This is a genomic window from Shewanella abyssi, assembly GCF_023284025.1.
GTDB classification, from domain to species: domain Bacteria; phylum Pseudomonadota; class Gammaproteobacteria; order Enterobacterales; family Shewanellaceae; genus Shewanella; species Shewanella abyssi.
In genome coordinates this window covers 1-17,840 of the sequence record NZ_JAKIKR010000040.1, presented here as the reverse complement: position 1 = coordinate 17,840, position 17,840 = coordinate 1, and the positions used below count along the sequence as shown (strand labels likewise).

13 protein-coding genes, 1 tRNA gene and 1 pseudogene are annotated in these 17,840 nt (G+C 44.5%); 6 read left to right on the top strand and 9 right to left on the bottom strand.

The genetic code is table 11. The features are described from left to right. Positions 1 to 30 precede the first annotated feature (30 nt). The 4 genes from L2755_RS15875 to cutA form a co-directional block, all read right to left on the bottom strand. The gene (locus tag L2755_RS15875; protein WP_248981660.1) at positions 31 to 3,279 is read right to left on the bottom strand and encodes a glycoside hydrolase family 2 TIM barrel-domain containing protein; all 3,249 of its coding nucleotides are present in this window, start codon (positions 3,277 to 3,279) and stop codon (positions 31 to 33) included. Between the two features lie 103 nt (positions 3,280 to 3,382). Further along, the gene (locus tag L2755_RS15870; RefSeq protein WP_248981659.1) at positions 3,383 to 5,017 is read right to left on the bottom strand and encodes a cation:proton antiporter family protein; all 1,635 of its coding nucleotides are present in this window, start codon (positions 5,015 to 5,017) and stop codon (positions 3,383 to 3,385) included. A 275-nt stretch (positions 5,018 to 5,292) separates the two neighbouring features. Next, entirely contained in the window at positions 5,293 to 7,101 is a 1,809-nt protein-coding gene (locus L2755_RS15865; protein WP_248981658.1) for a protein-disulfide reductase DsbD, read from the bottom strand. After that, on the bottom strand, positions 7,098 to 7,421 hold the full coding sequence (gene cutA, locus L2755_RS15860) for a divalent-cation tolerance protein CutA (RefSeq protein ID WP_248981657.1): 324 nt from the start codon (positions 7,419 to 7,421) through the stop codon (positions 7,098 to 7,100). Before cutA ends, L2755_RS15865 begins: the two co-directional genes overlap by 4 nt. A 289-nt stretch (positions 7,422 to 7,710) precedes the next feature. On the opposite strand from cutA, the gene L2755_RS15855 reads away from it, so the two are divergent. After that, the gene (locus L2755_RS15855) at positions 7,711 to 8,313 is read left to right on the top strand and encodes an FxsA family protein (protein WP_248981656.1); all 603 of its coding nucleotides are present in this window, start codon (positions 7,711 to 7,713) and stop codon (positions 8,311 to 8,313) included. Positions 8,314 to 8,315: 2 nt separating this feature from the next. On the opposite strand, the gene L2755_RS15850 is transcribed toward L2755_RS15855, so the two are convergent. Further along, the gene (locus tag L2755_RS15850; RefSeq protein ID WP_248981655.1) at positions 8,316 to 10,124 is read right to left on the bottom strand and encodes a protein kinase domain-containing protein; all 1,809 of its coding nucleotides are present in this window, start codon (positions 10,122 to 10,124) and stop codon (positions 8,316 to 8,318) included. Between the two features lie 302 nt (positions 10,125 to 10,426). Here L2755_RS15850 and L2755_RS15845 point away from each other — a divergent pair, with 302 nt between their 5' ends. Continuing rightward, a complete protein-coding gene (locus L2755_RS15845) occupies positions 10,427 to 10,777 on the top strand; it encodes a hypothetical protein (RefSeq protein ID WP_248981654.1) in 351 nt (116 codons plus the stop codon). Between the two features lie 170 nt (positions 10,778 to 10,947). Further along, a complete protein-coding gene (locus L2755_RS15840; protein WP_248981653.1) occupies positions 10,948 to 11,607 on the top strand; it encodes a thiopurine S-methyltransferase in 660 nt (219 codons plus the stop codon). A gap of 248 nt (positions 11,608 to 11,855) precedes the next feature. Here L2755_RS15840 and L2755_RS15835 read toward each other — a convergent pair whose 3' ends face one another. Both L2755_RS15835 and L2755_RS15830 read right to left on the bottom strand, forming a co-directional pair. Further along, on the bottom strand, positions 11,856 to 12,959 hold the full coding sequence (locus tag L2755_RS15835; protein ID WP_248981652.1) for a porin: 1,104 nt from the start codon (positions 12,957 to 12,959) through the stop codon (positions 11,856 to 11,858). Between the two features lie 494 nt (positions 12,960 to 13,453). Further along, positions 13,454 to 13,633, bottom strand: a pseudogene (locus L2755_RS15830) (porin); the annotation flags it as partial. Positions 13,634 to 13,914: 281 nt separating this feature from the next. On the opposite strand from L2755_RS15830, the gene tcdA reads away from it, so the two are divergent. Beyond that, the gene (gene tcdA / locus L2755_RS15825) at positions 13,915 to 14,730 is read left to right on the top strand and encodes a tRNA cyclic N6-threonylcarbamoyladenosine(37) synthase TcdA (RefSeq protein WP_428847806.1); all 816 of its coding nucleotides are present in this window, start codon (positions 13,915 to 13,917) and stop codon (positions 14,728 to 14,730) included. A gap of 186 nt (positions 14,731 to 14,916) precedes the next feature. Further along, positions 14,917 to 15,534, top strand: coding sequence for a superinfection exclusion B family protein (locus L2755_RS15820; protein WP_248981650.1), 618 nt, complete (start codon positions 14,917 to 14,919; stop codon positions 15,532 to 15,534). Between the two features lie 129 nt (positions 15,535 to 15,663). Here L2755_RS15820 and L2755_RS15815 read toward each other — a convergent pair whose 3' ends face one another. Continuing rightward, positions 15,664 to 15,798 (bottom strand): DUF3149 domain-containing protein, encoded by a 135-nt coding sequence (locus L2755_RS15815; RefSeq protein ID WP_248981649.1) that lies wholly within the window; start codon positions 15,796 to 15,798, stop codon positions 15,664 to 15,666. A 593-nt stretch (positions 15,799 to 16,391) separates the two neighbouring features. Between L2755_RS15815 and L2755_RS15810 the strand changes: the two genes are divergently transcribed. Next, positions 16,392 to 16,476 (top strand) — tRNA-Leu (locus L2755_RS15810). A gap of 96 nt (positions 16,477 to 16,572) precedes the next feature. Here L2755_RS15810 and L2755_RS15805 read toward each other — a convergent pair. Next, on the bottom strand, positions 16,573 to 17,679 hold the full coding sequence (locus L2755_RS15805; RefSeq protein ID WP_248981648.1) for a DUF4172 domain-containing protein: 1,107 nt from the start codon (positions 17,677 to 17,679) through the stop codon (positions 16,573 to 16,575). Between the last annotated feature and the right edge of the window lie 161 nt (positions 17,680 to 17,840).

Below are 17,840 nucleotides of genomic sequence, written 5' to 3'. Positions count from 1 at the left end.
GGTTACTTACCAGTACTTAAGAATTGATCATTAAGGTTTAGTTCTTGCTTGTTGTTGAATATCACTGCTGGCTGCCACAGGTTCGATACTAAAATTGAACTGCATCGGCTGGGCTTTAATACGATAAGGCTGGTGTACTTGTCTGCCCCATGACGTGTCACCGCCAACGCCCATCTGTTTGTAGTCGATGTTCCAAGTGACAAATTCTCGGATAGGGATCTCGGCGCCGTGGTTAGCCGTTACTGGCACCAGACCCGATGCTGAGCCAGAGGCGTCGCCTTGTCTAAAGTCGATATCTGCTTGGGCAAAAGGCCAAAGACTGGTTTGCAGTGTGTCATTTAAGTCATCCGCTTGCTTCGATGGTCCTGCCTTTGCTAGCAAGCCATTGCCATGGGCATCAGTGACCGCCACAAAGCGAACGTCGCTGCGTTGGCCTGTTTCTTGTGGTCGAGAGTAGCGATGAAAAGCCTTATCAATAGGCAGTGCAAACCAGCTAATTGGATTGCCTGATTTCCTATCGGCATAGGTCTCCTCTGGTCCACGACCGAAGTAGTGCATAAAGCGCTGACTAAAAGGCAGTTGTGTCTGAAAACCAAAGCGTGGTAGGTCGGCTAACTCAATATCGCCCGGCGTGAACTGGCTTTGTACTAGTAGTTGCCCGTGAGTACTTATTTGGTAGCGGGTACTCAGAGTAAAGTTGAGTGTTGGATGCTGCTGCAGCACTTCGATGTTATAAGGGCTAGTGCGTTTAATCGATAGCAGCGTGAGCTGCTTTGCAGCGTCTTGCCATGCGCCAGCCCACTCAGGCATTTGGTTGCCTAAGTCGTTGTCAGTCGGCGCGCGCCAAAAGTTAACCACTAACGGCGCCGTTAGCTGCGATTGGCCATCTTGCTTTATGTCACTGAGCCAGCCGGTTTGTTTAGAGATTAAATAGCGGGTTGCATCATCGCCCAATTGCCAAAAATCATCATGCTCAGTAATAGCCTTAGCTAAGGTCGTTTTCTGAGTGGCGGCTTGCTGCAGGGGGAATTGAGCAAAAGCGATGCGGTGATCGGTGTCGAGCATAGGTTGTGGCTTATCGACCAGCACCTCTAACAGTAAAAGGTACTCATGCTGCTTACTAAAAAGTGAGCGTTCAATTGGCAGTGTTATCGGCGTAGACTGGCCCGCTTTAATCGTCGGCATCTCAATCACGCCGTGGCTAAATTCACTGCCATCTTGCTCTATGGTCCACTTTAAACGCAGCCCTTGAGTATCAATAAAGTCATAGCGGTTTTCGAACTCAAAACTAACCGAATTTGTTGCTGGGACAAATTGATTGAAACGCAGAGGTTGGTAGACCTTTTTGACCTCACTTAGGTGTGGATGTGGGTTGCGGTCAGGATCGACCAGTCCATTATTTAAGAAGTTACCATCGGTAGGCATATCAGGATGATAGTCTTTACCGTAGGCCCAGTATCGCTGGCCATTTTCATTGATAAATGCCAAAGATTGATCTACCCAATCCCAAATAAAACCGCCTTGTAGCTGTGGGTAGCGCTCAATAACGTCCCAGTAATCCTGTAGGTTACCAACGGAGTTACCCATAGCGTGGGCATACTCAATCATGATCAGCGGGCGATCATTTTGCTCTTTGGCATATTTTTCAATACGTTCAATTGACGGGTACATAGGCGCCACAATGTCAGTGTAGGCATGTTGCCCGGCGGGTTCATACTGCACTGGGCGGCTTGGATCGCGCTGTTTTAGCCAATCGTATAGTGCTTCAAATAGCGTGCCTTCCCCCGCTTCGTTGCCCAAGGACCAGATGATAATCGAGGGGTGGTTTTTATCACGCTCGACCATGCGTTCAACGCGGGCTTTATGGGCCGGTAGCCAGCTCATGGTATTACCGAGCTGGGTGCTTTCATCAATGGCCAGTGGATGAGATTCGATATTGGCTTCATCGATGACATAGAGGCCATACTTGTCGGTTAAGCTTAACCAATAGGGGTCGTTGGGGTAGTGGGCTGAGCGCACCGCATTGATATTGTTTTGCTTCATTAAGCGAACATCAGTTTCCATGCTAGCGCGACTCACCACATGGCCATGCTCTGGGTCAGTTTCATGTCTATCGACACCGCGGATGGTGATGGCTTTATTGTTTACTAATAGCTGACCCGCTTTTATCTCGACCCGGCGAAGACCTATTTTTTGGCTACTGGCTTGTAGCAGCATACCGTCGGTATTTTTAAGACTAATAAGCAGTTGGTAAAGCGCTGGGGTTTCTGCGCTCCAAAGAGTCGGTTGTTGCAGTGAAAAATTGATGACTTCGTTATGACTGACATTAAACGCTGAGACGGCTTGTTGGCCCTGTTTTATGCTGATCCCCTGAGGAGAAATGAGTTGATAGTGCAGACTCAGCTGCTGCGCTTTTATGGCCTGTTTTGCATGATTATTAAGTTTTATCTTAATCCCCATGTTGGCTTTGGATAGGTCGGGGCTGAGTGTATAGCCCGCATCAATATCGGCTATACGCTGTTTCTCGGTGGCATACAGATAGACATCGCGTTCAATGCCGCTGACTCGCAACATATCTTGGCTTTCGAGGTAGCTGGCATCGCTCCAGCGGATGATTTGCAACGCGATGAGGTTGTCTGTTTGATTGAGGTAGGGGGTGATATCAAATTCAGCTGGGGTTTTAGCGCCTTGGCTATAACCGACTTCAACACCATTAATATGAGCACTCAATGCCGAGCGCGCAGCACCGATATGCAAGAATACCTGTTTGTTTTGCCAAGCTTTAGGCAGCTCAAATTGACGTCGGTAGCTGCCGGTAGGGTTATGCTCTTCAGGCGCATCTGGCCAGCTGGTGGTAAATGGATAGCGCTCATCTAGGTAGATGGCGTGACCAAAACCTTGGGTTTCCCAATTTCCAGGTACCAGAATGCTTTGCCAATCATCTAGGTTAGCGTCTTTTTGCGCAAAATCAGCGGGGGTAGCAAAAGGATTCTTGGCGTAATGAAATTGCCAGCGACCATTAAGATCAATGAAGTTACTACTGGCTTGGTAATCATCATTAAGCGCTTTTGACACTGATGAGTAACCAAAAAAGCTGGCGTGGGGCGCTTGCTTATTTTGTTCGAAAATAAGGTGGTCTTGCCATCGCTCAGCCTGAGCATATGAGAATTGACTCATCAGGCTCAGCAAGATGATCCCGCTCAGTTTGCGATAAAGGCGTGGAGCGCGTAGCTGGCAGCTTAAGGCTTTAAACGGTCGATTATCTTTTTTTATTAGCATCGTATGTTATTTGGCATTATTTTTATTGTGCCAAACAACATACTCGATACTGGGAATAATGTATACAATCAGCTGAGTTGTTTACTTAATCAGCCTGTAAAGGTTAGCTATCATTGCGAGGGTGATTAACCGCTTCTGGGTGGTCAGGCACGGTGCCTTTAGGGCTGAGTAGCTCTTTAACGACGTGATCAACAAAACCCGCACCAGCTGCTTCGTAAAGGTTATAAACACTGTGCACACCTGATTCACTTAAGGCATCAGCATCTTCTTTATACTGTACGATGGCGCTTAGTTTACCTTGGTAATCTAAACGTTTTAGCTGCTCAACAGCAAATAGATTACCAACGTGATGTGGCATCGCCAAAAGTACCAGTTCTAGATTGGGGGCTTTATCCAGTTTTTCCCAAAAGTCGGTATCAGAGGCATCACCTTGAACCACGTTGCGACCCTGCTGGTTGTGGTAATCAACCAGCTCTTGCTTGTGTTCAACGCCTAGGATCTCACCTTCATACTGTACTCTAAGCTCGTCATAAGCCCCCGAACCAATGCGGCCCATACCTAAAATAAGAAACCTGGGATTACCCACATGAATAGGACGATCTTCTGGATGCAGTGGGTGTTTCTCTAACCGCTGTAATCGACTTTGGTATTTTTGATAAAGGCGATTAGAGGCGCTGTTCAGCGGCGCCGAAAACAGAAAGCTAAAGCTTAATGCGACGGCTAAAATCACCATCCATTGCGGCGGTAACCAGCCATTCGAGGTGGCTACAGCGGCAACAATTAAACCAAACTCACTGTAATTACCGAGGCTGAAAGAGGTCAGTAGTGAGGTACGGGAGCGCAGTTTGAAGTGCGTTAATAGATAGAGGAAGAGGACGATTTTAATCGGTACCACCAACACCAATATAGCGGCTAAGCCGATATCGGAGAAGGTGGGTAAACCATTGAGGCCAACGGTTAAGAAGAACGCGACTAAGAAAAGTTCCTTAAAGTAAAATAGTGATTTTGCCAGCTCTGATGATTTGGGGTGCCCCGCCAATAGAATGCCGATGACGAGCGCACCGAGATCAGGCTTGAGACCGACGACCTCAAATAACCAAGCGCCCATGACTAGCGCCATGACTAAACCGAAAAGGACCAGCAGTTCGCCGTGACCGACGCGGTCGAACGCCTTGTAAATAAGCGGTTTTGCTAACGGCAGTAACAACAAGCCTAGTGCCCAGTATGAGGGGATGTCGCCTTTGGAAATCGTCAAGAATGCCACGGCAAAGATATCCTGCATAATCAAGATACCAATCGCCACTCGGCCATAAAGGGATTGCATATCACCTTTATCTTCCAAGATTTTTACCGCGAAAATGGTGCTGGAGAAACTTAAGGCAAACGCCAATAGTCCCAGTTGGTTGAGTTCAAGTCCTGTTAATTGCTCTAAACCGAGTAAGCCTAACAGCTTTAACAGTGGGATGAAAAACACCATTGAGCCGAGCAGATGCAGACTGGAACCAGCCCAAACCTCGACTTTAAATAGGCTGCGAATATCCAGCTTAAGACCAATGGCAAACAGCAGTAAGGTAACGCCCAAGTTAGCAAATTGCTGCAGCATGGGTAGACTGGATTCTTCAATCCCAAACAGAAACAACACAAATCCCGCAACCAGGTAGCCAATCAATGGGGGCAGTCCCACACGGCTAACTAGCATGCCGCAGGCTAAGGTAATAATGAGTATCGCGGGTTCCATGGTGCTCCTTATAAAAGATATTATTACAGAGCATTGTACAAGAAGTTTATGAAGTTTAAGTGAAACTTAGCAATTATATTATCGCTTGTTATAGAGGCAGATCTAATGTTGTTCTACTGCTAAAGGTTGGGGATTCGTGGGCCAATGTATAAATTGTGCATATAAAAAAGCCCCTGCCAAATGCCTAAATGAAAGGGCATTTCAGTGCAGAGGCTTAAAGCTGTGCAGGTGACTAAATCACCAGCGCATCACAAACACATTACAACGGGTCACGACTACTTCACTAGATGGTCAAGGTGCTCTGCAAACGCCTTAGGGCGCATAAAACCTGTGACTCGTAAGTCATCTCTTACGGCGCCAGTGTCATCAAACATCAGTAGCGTTGGCAAGCCTAAAACATCGTAATACTCTAGCAGAGCAATATCGATATCATCACTTTTAGTGACGTCAGCTTGCAGCAGTATCATCTTGTCCATACGCTCCATGACTGCAGCATCTTTAAAGGTAATTGCCTCAAACTCTTTACAGGCAACACACCAGTCGGCGTAGAGATCTAACATCACTGTTTTGCCTTGTGCCGTCGCCGCTGCAATTTCGCTGTCGAGATCTTCAAGCGACTTAATGCGCTTAAATTCATGAGCTTGCTCCGCATTGCTCAGGCTAGCGTTAGAGGTAAAGCCAAAATGATTCATAACGGCTTGCATGCCATAGGAGACACTCCCGAGGAAAACAAGCAACAGCAGTACTGCTCGAGTGGTTTGTTTCCAGTTAAACTCCGTCAGCCTATTTTGATGCATTAGGTAGCCGACGAAAACAACGCCCCAAAGTGACCATAAGACATCGGAGATCACGCCTGGCCAAATTCGCCCTAGCATGACAATCGATACTGCGATGAGTAGGAAGCCAAAAATGGTCTTGATGATATCCATCCAGCTACCTGCTCTTGGTAGGAACTTGCCGCCAGAGGTACCAACAATCAGCAGCGGTATGCCCATACCCATACTGAGTACATAGAGCGCTAAGAAGCCTTGTAGCAGATCGCCTGTTTGTGCCACATAAATAAGTGCACCAGACAGCGGCGCCGTGGTGCAAGGCGAGGCGACGAGTCCTGAGATCACACCCATCAAGAACACACCAATGACGTTGCCGCTTTTTTGGCTGTTCGACATTGAGTTCATCTTCTCTTGCCACTTAGAGGGCAGCTTAAGCTCGTACAAGCCAAACATTGATAAGCTTAAAACGAAGAACAGTATCGCCAGTACGATCAGTACCGCAGGGTGTTGTAGCGCGGCTTGATACTTCATGCCGGCAGAGGCAACAACAAGTCCTACGAGTGAGTAGGTGATTGCCATCCCTTGGACGTAGACCATAGACAAGCCAAAGGCTTTGGCCGTAGAGAGCTTCTCTCCTTGACCGACAATAATGCCTGACAATATTGGGTACATCGGGAACACACACGGCGTTAATGCCAGTCCAATACCTAAACCAAAGAAGATCACCAGGGTCCAAATCAGGCTGTCGCCAGCGAGCATTTTACTTAAGCTATCCTGCTGGGTAATAGGTGCAACGTCAGCATCGCTAACAGCAGTGACATCACTACTGCCTGGTAGGTTAAGTATGCCATCATTGGCGCTAACATCAGTTAGTACAGCGGTGCGCTTGGTCGGTGGGAAGCAAAGCTTACCTTCGGCACAGCCCATAAAGGTGACGTTAAGCTTATCGCCTGCGGCCGCTTCTTTTATCGCAACAGGTATCTCAATATAAGAGTAATAAACTTCCTGCTCGCCAAAATACTCATCGTTATGAGACTTGCCTTTAGGCAGCGCAATCTCGCCTAATACCGCACCGTCGGCTTCAAATTTCAGTTTGTCGCGGTACATGTAGTAACCGTCGGCAATGACCCAGCTGATTTTGACCTTATCGCCTTGCTGCTCGAAGTCGAAAACAAATGCTTGATCGACGGGCATCAGTTCAGGTTCGCCCTTTAAAAAGGAGAATTTATTGTTATCGAAAATGCTTTCAGCGTGTGCTAATGGACTAAGCAGTAGCAGGGAGGCTAAAAACAGAGTAATCATTTTTTTCATGGCTGTGTGGTTTCTTTTATCCAATCAAAATAGGCTGGCAATCCCTGAGTCACAGGCATTGCTATTAGCTCGGGAACATCAAAGGGATGCAGTTTCAATACTGCAGCCTCAATCGCTGCATAGTGTTTAGCGAGGCATTTAATCTGCAAACAGAACTCTTTTTCTTCACAAATCTCACCTTGCCACTCATATACGGATGTCACCGGTGATGAGATCTGTACGCATGCAGCAAGTTTGGCCTTTACTAACGTGTGTGCTAAAAATTTAGCCAACGCTTCGTCAGGGCAGGTGGTCATTACCAGTAAAAATTCATTGTCCATTTAACATTGTCTTTCCTGCTGATGGCTAACTCAATTGAAACTCACAGATTAAAGCTGCTTTAAGCCAATTGAATTAAGCTTGTGGCTATGATTGTCGCTAACGCTACTTTACGTGTTTTGCCTAATGCATGCATTAGGGCATTGCGAAAATAGTGATACCAGTAGTTTTTGCTTACAAATGCTTTGGCATTTCAGCTGAAACAATGGCGATTTTAATGTCTATACACTTGAAAGTAGACCGACTAACCCCAATTTAGTTTTCATCACCACCAAAAAATGTGAGGCCAGCGTGTTTTTTATTTTGTTATTAATTTTTGTTGTCGTTCCTGTGATTGAGCTATCTGTACTGATCAGAGTCGGCGAAGCCCTCGGCAGCTGGACCACAGTGGCGTTGGTTATTTTTACCGCTGTTGTTGGGGTATCGTTAGTACGCAGCCAAGGTATTAGTACCTTGATGCAAGTACAACAAAAGATGGCTCGTGGCGAAGCGCCAGGGCAGGAGATTGTTGAAGGGATGATGTTAGCAGCAGCGGGGCTACTGTTACTTATTCCCGGTTTTGTAACGGACTTTCTTGGTTTGATTTTGTTAACACCATTCACTCGCATTCCCGTCGCGGGTTATTTCTACAAGCGGATGCAACTTAAAGTCAAAGCCAATGGCGGCTTTCAGGGAGGCTTTGGCCCTGGCATGGGCGGGCAAGGCAATCCATTTGGTCAGCAAGGTGGCCAGTCACCTTTTGATGACGGCAACACTTTTGATGGTGATTTTGAACGTAAAGCAGACCCAAGTGATAAACGCCCTGAAACGCATCAAGTTGAGGGTACGCTTGATGAGGGTGACAAGGCTAAAGATGACAAGGCTAAAGATGACAAAGCAGAGCCTAAAGCCTAATTTTAATGAGTGGCTTGTTTCGGATTGCGTGGATAAAAGAAGTCGGGTTTGCGTTCCACATGGTTAAATTTGCGGGTGTTTTTATAGGGCAGCTTCATAAATCCTGACACCCCTTTGCCTTGTATTTTATCGACATGGCTTAAGATGCGGTCTAAACAGCCGCGAAATGCTGCTTGTTTTCTCGGATTCAGTAAGCGCAAGTAGCTGTGGATCTTCATGTGCTTAGGCAGTGCTTCGAAGATGATGCAGCCGGTATGATGAATCTGGTTAATGATGGCCAGCTCGGTCATGATCTCTCTGGGAAGTTCTAAGTTTTCTTCAGGATCGCGGCCATCTTCAAAGTAAGAGTGTAATCTTGAACGATCTTCCAAAGAGGGCACATCACCCACTTCAAAAGGCAACTGTTGTCCGCTAGCAATAATAAACGGTTGCTGACTGTCCTCTCGTTCGATATGCAGTGTATCTCTGGCGTTAAAGAAGCAGGCTTTAAATACCCCGATACGGTGGATCCCGCAGGCAAGCGTGACCATGTTATTGACTGAAATTGTTAAGGCCTTTTTTTGACTCTCATTATATAGCGCCAGATTAGAATCAATAAACACCCCAGTTTCTCGCCAATGAATCGCTAATCCGCCGACGATGTCATATTGCGCTATGCGGCCCACCGCCGCGATAAAGCCTTTTTCGGTATCGCCCATACCCGCCATAAAGTTACGGTAGTACTTCTCTAATTGCAGGTCATCCATCTTGGCAATGGGGTCATCGCTATTGTGCTCTTGGAGAAAGGCTTTACGTGAACTATAGGTCACTGTTTCAACCTCTTTCTTGCTCGCCAATACCCAGACCGGAATATCGGCGATCAGCGGTCCGCTATTGATTTCAGGCAGGTGCATTCTGTGGCTGTGGGCCATGCTTTTAACAAAGTAATCACCCGCACGCTGTCGCTGAGTGGGGTCTTCACTCAACATACCGTCTAAGGTTTTGGCAAGTTCAACCGGTAAGCCAATGCTGGTGGCGGGGATAACTCTACTGCCAAAGCGACTGGCTTGGCCTGAGGCCAATGCGTAGAGCGTTGCAGCTACGCCTTGCTCGTCAAATCGTGGGCTCGACAATGCGCCATTGAGTTGCTCTTCACCGATAAAATACACATCCCCCATGCGGGCATTAGTCTGTTGCTGATCGCTCGACATTAAATCCATCACATTGCCGTTAACTGGGTTACCGTCATTGTCGCGTTGGGCAAATACCGCAGAGCCCCAATCGATTAAAGACAGGTGCTGGGTTTTGACATCATAAACAAGGTTTGATGGTTTTATATCGCCATGGATAAGGGGGCGACCATTATGCAAGTACTTGAGGATTGCAGCCAACTGGCGGGCAATGTTCATCACCATTGCCACTGGCAGAGCGCCAATACGCAGGCAAAGCTGCTCCAAGTCCTCTCCCGGTGCTCTGGCCATCACCAAGATACCTTGCTTACCCACATGCTGATATTTAATCGCCGGAGGCACATTGGGATGGATGACTTGAGAGAGCATAAACGCTTCCTCTTCCAGCCTATCTTGCACATGCTGTGGCAGTGTTAAACGAGAGAACTTAAAAACATGAGCCTCTCCTTGAGCATTCACTCCAGCAAATACAAAACCATAAGCGCCTTTACCCACCAGTTCGAACTGTTTGTAGCCGAGCTTGTTGAGTTGTTGCTTACAGAGTCTCATCCAAGCACGGCGTCTACGGGCATCATTTGCTGCCATTAGGTAGATCGATTGCTCTTCAGAGATATAAAAGTGCTGTAGTTCCGGCGTCTGCAAGTATCACTCCTTGGTATTAATGCTCCTTATTAAATCAACATTAGCGCTGATAGTCCAAGCTCATTGGATCTGTTAATAAAAATTGCAGTTTAAAAGGGGGAAGTCAGTCACACCTATCGAACTATTTTGGAACAGATATTGATGCATATCAACTCTGTAACAATAAGAGAAAGGTAATCTTGGAGTCAGTACTAATATATATCCAAACCACTTCTCGACATGCTCAATCCGTATCTTGAGGATGCTTGGGTATAGAAGATATAAACTTAAATAAGTCAGTGCGGTCTGCACAAGGTGATGATATGACAGGGTTAGATAAGTCGCGGTTGATCGAGTTGCTCGAGTATCCTAGGCAGCGTATTTTACAGTCAATGGAGCTGAATCAATGTCCACATGCCGGTTTTTTTAACCATACCGACATGCAGTGCATCAATTGTCATCAGGGGATGGAATGCACCTGGATGAATCATAACGATGAAACCATTGCAGTGGATCAAAAAACCGCAGAAGAGTTAAAACAACAGCTGTTAGTTGCTGTCGACTTTATCGATTCGAGCTTAAGTCCACACCACTTGTCTCGCCGTCATTGTGAATGTGAAAACTGTACCTGGCTTAAAAAGGTGCAAAAAGCGCTCAATATCTCAGCTGGATAATATCCCATAGCTTGTTTTTCCTTTTGCTAATGGAGTGTGTTGGCTTTAGAGTATCGCTATCAATACGGTATACCAAAGTTGATGCTAGCTAAGCGGTGGTTTTTTCGCTGTTTCTAGCACTATATTTAAGCTTCTGGATATGCCTTATCTAATACTTTAGGACCTTCGCTATGCAACCAAGCTTTTGGCACGACAAATGGGATGCCCAACAGATAGGCTTTCACCTCAGCGCTGTTAACCCGCTATTAGTTCAGTATTGGCCGCAGTTACAACTCGCAGCCGACCGCAAAGTATTTGTTCCTCTGTGTGGTAAATCTTTAGACATGTGTTTTTTAGCAGAGCAAGGTCACGATGTGGTCGCATGTGAGCTAAATGACTTAGCGGTGTCTCAGTTTTATCAAGATAATAACCTCGTTTATACCGTCGACAAGGTAGGCGAGCATCAGCGTTACCAAACCGAGCAGATCACGATTTATCAAGGCGATATTTTTACCTTGACCCGTCTAGACATGGAAAACGTCAGTGCATTTTATGATAGAGCCGCGCTAATCGCTTGGCCTGAAGCGATGCGAGTTAACTATGCCAAGCAACTTGCGAATTTGATCCCAGTTGGCAGTGTTGGTCTGTTAATTACCTTAGATTACCCACAAGCAGAGTTAAATGGTCCACCCTTTGCGATATCAGATGACTGGGTTATGGCTAACATGGGTGATAATTTTGAGATTGAGCGTTTAGCCGCTAATGATGCGTTAGCTGATAATCCTAGCTTCGTTAAAAAACAGGTGTCGTCGTTAACTGAGTCGGTATATAAGTTAACCAGAAGAGGTTAGGGCTGGAAAGCAGGAATAGCAGGAAAAGACGGTAGAAGGGTCGTCGTTGATTATCTTTATCTCCTTTACCGTAAGCGCAGCGTTCCGTGAGTGAACATGTGAACGTTCTATCATCAGTAGCGTTCGCTTTGGCACTTCTCGTTTCTGCTGTTTCCGGCCGTTAATCGACCTTATTTTAGGCATTAAAAAAGCGACCATAAGGTCGCTTTTTTGCTTTCAATCGTTAGCGAGTCTATAGACTCAAACGATTAGAAGTTGTAACGCATACCGATAGTGAATACGCTGTCATCTTCTAGATCTTTTTTATTGCTAGCGATTGTGTAGTCGCCTTTGTACATAGCATAGTGGCCATATACCATAGTAGATTTAGAGATCTTATAATCAGCACCAATAGTGATGTTTTGAACATTTACGTCGCTAACTGTAGCTAACAATGCATTTGTCTCATTTACGTCAGTGTCTGAGTCATTAGGGTTTTTATATGCGAAAGAGTTACCAAAGTACTTGCTGCTTAGACCTGACTCATCAACGCCATACTGAACCTTCAAATTAACACCGTTTAGGTTGTAAACTGCGTTTACGAAGTAAGTGTTACCTTCTAGGTTGTCATATTTATTACTTTCAGTGTTTTGAAATAGACCACCGATTTTAAAGTCACCGAATTTAACTTGAGCTACAGCACGGTATGCATCGATACTGCCAATGCCTTTGTTGTAAGCACCCGCTACATAGTAGTTTTGTGCTTTAAGCTTCTTGTCACCAAGAGTTGCACTCAATGCATACTGAGAATCTGAATCAGTACCAGCACCTTGGTTGTTGTCAGTCATTAAGTAAGTTGCGTTTAATGTAACTAGATCAGCAATCTTTGGAGAGTAGTACCAGATACCATCAGCTGCACGAGTTTGGCCAGCAACTAGACGGTCGATATCGGCGTTAGTGTTACCGAATGCATCAATACCACCTTCTGCTTGCTTGAATACTGTGTCGTTACGGCCTACAAGTACAGTACCTAGGTTTGCTGATTTAAGACCTAGGAAAGTGTTACGAGATTTAAATGTATCACTGTTACCAGAAGTGTTTTCTACTTGAAATTCCATCTGGTAGATAACATCGATGTTGCTAGTAAGGCTTTCGCTACCCTTAACACCAATGTGAGAGAAGTTGTTTTCTAGATAAGTACCGCTTTCACCAACTGTAGCACCGTTAGTGCCACCTTGAAGTGTGGTGCTAGTATCTGAATTAGTGACAGATAGGTCTAAACGGCCGTAAAAGCTTGGGCTTTCGGCTAGCGCGCCGAAAGAAGCTAGCGTTAAAACTGATGCTACTGATGCAGAGATAAGTGTCTTTTTCATTTCTTTTGCTCCCAGAACCTGAGTTCTTATACGTTTCTTATGGTTTCTTACATAAACTTTTGTTTTTGTTACAAGCATCCGAGCTCATAGCAATTGTGGGAGCAAATATTACAGTTTTATGGCTGGGAAATTGTGGGCTAGATCAAGTTTTTAGTTTTCCACCATAGAATTACGGCTTTTTTGTGGTGAACAAATTATTGAGGTTATTTAAAGGGACATTTCGACACAATGAACTTTCAATGGGTATCTATAAAGGGGGATTTAGGTGCTTATTGGTTAAAGCAGTTAATGCTTAATTCGCTGTCGTAAGAGTATTTTAGACGGAGATCACTGTTAATGTTAAATTTTAGAAAATGGTTGTGAAGTGGTTATAGCGCTAAAGTTTAGCGAAGTGACTAAAATGTTGCTTTTGTGTTCTTTTTGAGTTGGATTTGTGATCCTTGCGAGCATGAAAAAGCAGCGATAACTGCCTTTGCTAATCACGTTTTTTACAATTAAAAGTCGAAACGCATACCCATGGTGACGATATTGTCACCTAAGTCTTGCTTAACGTTACCTAGCATCATGTCACCATCATATTTAGTGTAGTGCCCATAAATAAGCGTGTTCTTGCTTAGGCGGTAGTCAGCGCCAACACTAAATTGTTGTAGATCGACATTGCTTACCGTTGCCAATGAACCGTCATTGCCTAGTTTAACTTGGGCAATGCCACGGCAAGCGATCACGTTTCGCGGGTGTTTCGCGATATTCATGATGGTGATTTACCTTTGTTAAACACGTGTTTAATCCAAATAAGATAACTGCTCACAGTGATATGGCCAGTTTGTCCTTTTTGGCTAAAGCTGTTCACATCGTTGCTGGTAAAAATTTAGAGTTTTACGCTGATTTGAGATAAAATCGACCATCGCTTGCTATCTATTACCTCTCTCAATTGAGTATTACCTTGAAAAATCAAATGTTGTCAGACGCCTATTTAAATCGTTTTGCTGGAATTGGTCGCTTATACGGCCAACAAGCACTGCAATATTTTTCGCAATCTCACGTGGTTGTTGTAGGAATTGGCGGTGTCGGCACTTGGGTGGCGGAATCTCTTGCTAGGAGTGGTGTTGGCCAGATAACGCTAATTGATCTTGATGATATTTGTGTGACCAATACCAACCGTCAATCACATGCGTTAAAAGAGACGATTGGTGAATCTAAAGTCGAAGTGATGGCACAGCGTTTAAAGCAGATCAATCCAGAGTGTATCGTTAATGAGATCGAAGACTTTATTACGGTCGACAATTTGTCTGCCTATTTTCAAGGTAAGAGGGCCGGCGGCGATCTGGATTACGTCATCGATTGTATCGATGCAGTAAAACCCAAGACAGCATTAATCGCCTGGTGTAAACGGCAAAAGTTACCGATTGTCACTGTCGGTGGAGCGGGTGGACAGACAGATCCTACCCAAGTACAGGTGGCAGATCTTGCTAAAACCTATCAAGATCCTTTGCTTGCTAAGGTGCGTAACTTGCTCAGGCGTGAGTATAATTTTTCAAAAAATGTCGCCCGTCGATTTGGTATCGAAGCGGTGTTCTCAACTGAGCAGCTAGTTTATCCACAAGCCGATGGCTCTGTTTGCAATACTAAGACAACGGCCGAGGGCAGTATGCGTATGGATTGTGCTTCGGGGTTTGGCGCGGTTACCGTGGTGACAGGCACCTTTGGCTTTGTTGCGGTAAGCCGAGTACTGACCAAGTTAGCTGCTAAAGCAAAGCTTACCGAGTCATAGTTTATCGTCGCTCTTGTTGATGTTTAGCAAATGAAAGCTCCCCTCTCTATTTGCCGTCAGTTGTTTTATGACTGACGGTGAACGATTTCTGCACTAAAATTTTGATCCTTGTTTTTTTGACGCGATCTTTGGCATCATTTTTGCTTTTATCTAGCTAATAACAGTTTTCTGACACTGGATTTAGCTATGCAAAAAATGAGTTTCGATGCATTTTCTTTTAAAGGAACATCAATTAAAAAATTGATGTTTAAAGCAATGCTGTGGCTTTCATTAGCATGTGCAGCACTGTTATTTACCCCAGTGACCTTATTAGCATCAATTAACCTTGCTGAATTTTCTGAGCTACACGCCCATTTTATTGGACTAGGTTTGATTATAGGTGCAGCTTATTTATTGACGCAGGTCCTCAATTACTTCCTCGATGAAGCGATTAGCTATTTAAGTGCCAAACGATTAGTTGAAGTGATTGAAGATAAGGTCAAACTACTTGATCCTACCGAGCGTGCTTTGCTTAGAGAGTTCTTTTTACAAGGTGAAACGATTTTGACTCTGCCAGAAGCGGAGCAAGCGGTTAAAAGTTTATCTAGCACGGGTATTTTGGAGCATCTTGGCAACCAAAAGCACTACGCTATCCAAGGTTCAACTGCAGATTTTAAAATATCGATGCGGGCTCGGGAGCATCTGAATCGTCAAGTGTTGCGTTTTCCTAGGGGTGAGCCAAGTCCTGAAGAGATGAAGAATCTGATTAAAGCGCGTCCACAGTTCATCAATAGCTTTGTTACACCGCGCAAACACGCAGCGTAGCTGTTGGTTCGATAAGCGATAAAGGCTGGGAAATGGGCTGAAAGTCGTTGTGTTGTTGTACGATTTTTTCTAAAAACAGCGCAAAAAAATGGGGGCAAATAGCCCCCTGCATTAATAGAACGTTGGAGATTAGTTCTCAGGATCTGCAGATTTGGTATAGAACAACCACATCAGATAAGACATGATGCCGATAGTACTAAAAATAACAATCATTGAAAGCAAGCCGATAGCGTTGCCAAACATCAAATCTAACCAAAATGCCATGTGCGAAATCCTCTTTCTTGTTAGTTCATAACCAAAATACTCCTCTCTTAAGTCGCAGTAATTGATCTTGGTCAAGTTAGAACTCGCTTGTTGTGAATTTGCTGCGCCATTGTTAATAAAGATGCAGTTGATCATGCTTTATACCAATTCCATTAAAGATGTGATCAATTCAGAGCTCTCTCAGGGCTTTCAATTCCAGGCGCATTGTGGAAGAAATGGTTATTCCCTTTTAAGACAATGCAACGCAGCAGTGAACGTCCTGAGAAGCTCACGTTGTGCGGGTTTAAAATCACTTTATACTGCGCATGTGGTTCTCGATATAGAATCACTATTAGCTACAACCCACTTGCTTGCCTAAAGTGATTTTAATTCCCGCTGAATGAGCAACTACTTAATGGAATTGGTATTACTAATTGTCTTGTTGGCTAAAGTAAGTTTTTAACGCTGTTTAGGCTCAATCTACAGCGGGTGAGTTTGAATTTTGTTCGGTTGATAAGAAACTCAAATCAAAGTGCTTGCCATTCCGATATCCGCAGGTATAATTCGATTCACTCTTTAGGGGCAAACATGAACCTACAGAGAATAGCAACAAAGCCTGAGTGGTGGAATTGGTAGACACGTCGGATTCAAAATCCGATTCCGAAAGGAGTGACGGTTCAAGTCCGTCTTCAGGTACCATTTCTCTTTACGAGAAAATATTAAAGCCGACATTAAGTCGGTTTTTTTGTGTTTAAAATTTAGTATAAGCTAGAGCTACGCTGCTTTTGGCTATAGTCAGTGCTTTTGAATTAAGTAGCGTCGACTACGTCCTTCTCCAATCGGGATTAATATCCCTTTTTCAACCAAATCTCCAATATCTCTTGCGGCAGTTGCATCTGTTGTCTTGGTTATTGCTTTATATTTTTTCCGAGAAATACCATCGCTAAAATCTATTGTTTCTAATAGTTTAGTAACCACTTTTCGTTGCCTAGTATTAAATACCGTTAGCTGGTTTTTTTGCCAGAACCGAGTTGTTTGCATGACGCGTTCAAATTCTTTCTTTGCATCAATTGCTGCAATTTCTACCATGGATAAAAACCAGACTATCCATGCAGTTAAATCAAGGTTGTTGGTTGTACTAGCGATATGTTGGTGGCTCTCTAACAGTTGATAGTATTCATTGCGGTGATTTTCAAAAGCTGACGATAAAGAAAATAAACGCAGGTTAGTATGCTCTGCCTCGGCTAAACAGCGTTCTGCAATGATCCGAGATAAACGACCATTACCGTCATCAAACGGGTGAATAGTGACAAACCAGAATTTAGCGATTGCAGCTCTGATAAAAGTTGATTCGTTTGATGAGGTATTGAGCCAGTTAAAAAATAGATCCATCTCTTGCTCTACTTCGCTATTTGCCGCACCTGGCGCTTCAAAATGAACTTGTTGCTTACCGTATCTCCCCGAAATTATCTGCATCGTGTCATCACGATAATCACCGATAGTCATAGGTGTGATTATCGGTGCAACAGGGAAAAGCATTTGATGCCAATGTTTGATGATGCCATGATTGACTTGTTGCTCTGTCGTACGTATTGCAGATAATAAAAGCTCGACCATAGCATCACTTTGCTGGTTAAACTTATTCCCTTTACCAATACCTAATTTATTGACGATGCTAGAGCGAACAGAGTCTCGATCATATAACTCTCCTTCAATTTTGGCGGAGGCTAGTGTTTCATCAAGTAATATCGCAGCTTCCCAATCTAAACGTTGCTCAAGTGATAGGAGCTGACTCAATTGCTTTAATGGCGACACGGCTTGTATGCATGACTCTAGCTTGGGGATAACGGTGGCTTTATCATAAGTAAAGTTAGGCCAGTCTTTCAGTTGCCAAATCCACATAATGCCTCTCTGAGTTGTTTAGGCCTGTTAATCATCTCAAATTATGAGTCGATTAAGGGTGTTAATCAACTCATTTATTCTTTTCTCATAGTAAGAGCAAAGTTTACTGTGACAATTCTTTATGCAAAGAATTTGCAAAGGTGTGTTTTATGATTTTTATC

Bases quoted from the DNA above. Each gene is read 5' to 3' on its own strand.
- L2755_RS15875 (WP_248981660.1), bottom strand. From the start codon at position 3,279: ATGCTAATAAAAAAAGATAATCGACCGTTTAAAGCCTTAAGCTGCCAG.
- L2755_RS15870 (WP_248981659.1), bottom strand. From the start codon at position 5,017: ATGGAACCCGCGATACTCATTATTACCTTAGCCTGCGGCATGCTAGTT.
- L2755_RS15865 (WP_248981658.1), bottom strand. From the start codon at position 7,101: ATGAAAAAAATGATTACTCTGTTTTTAGCCTCCCTGCTACTGCTTAGT.
- cutA (WP_248981657.1), bottom strand. From the start codon at position 7,421: ATGGACAATGAATTTTTACTGGTAATGACCACCTGCCCTGACGAAGCG.
- L2755_RS15845 (WP_248981654.1), top strand. From the start codon at position 10,427: ATGACAGGGTTAGATAAGTCGCGGTTGATCGAGTTGCTCGAGTATCCT.
- L2755_RS15840 (WP_248981653.1), top strand. From the start codon at position 10,948: ATGCAACCAAGCTTTTGGCACGACAAATGGGATGCCCAACAGATAGGC.
- L2755_RS15835 (WP_248981652.1), bottom strand. From the start codon at position 12,959: ATGAAAAAGACACTTATCTCTGCATCAGTAGCATCAGTTTTAACGCTA.
- tcdA (WP_428847806.1), top strand. From the start codon at position 13,915: ATGTTGTCAGACGCCTATTTAAATCGTTTTGCTGGAATTGGTCGCTTA.
- L2755_RS15820 (WP_248981650.1), top strand. From the start codon at position 14,917: ATGCAAAAAATGAGTTTCGATGCATTTTCTTTTAAAGGAACATCAATT.
- L2755_RS15815 (WP_248981649.1), bottom strand. From the start codon at position 15,798: ATGGCATTTTGGTTAGATTTGATGTTTGGCAACGCTATCGGCTTGCTT.
- L2755_RS15805 (WP_248981648.1), bottom strand. From the start codon at position 17,679: ATGTGGATTTGGCAACTGAAAGACTGGCCTAACTTTACTTATGATAAA.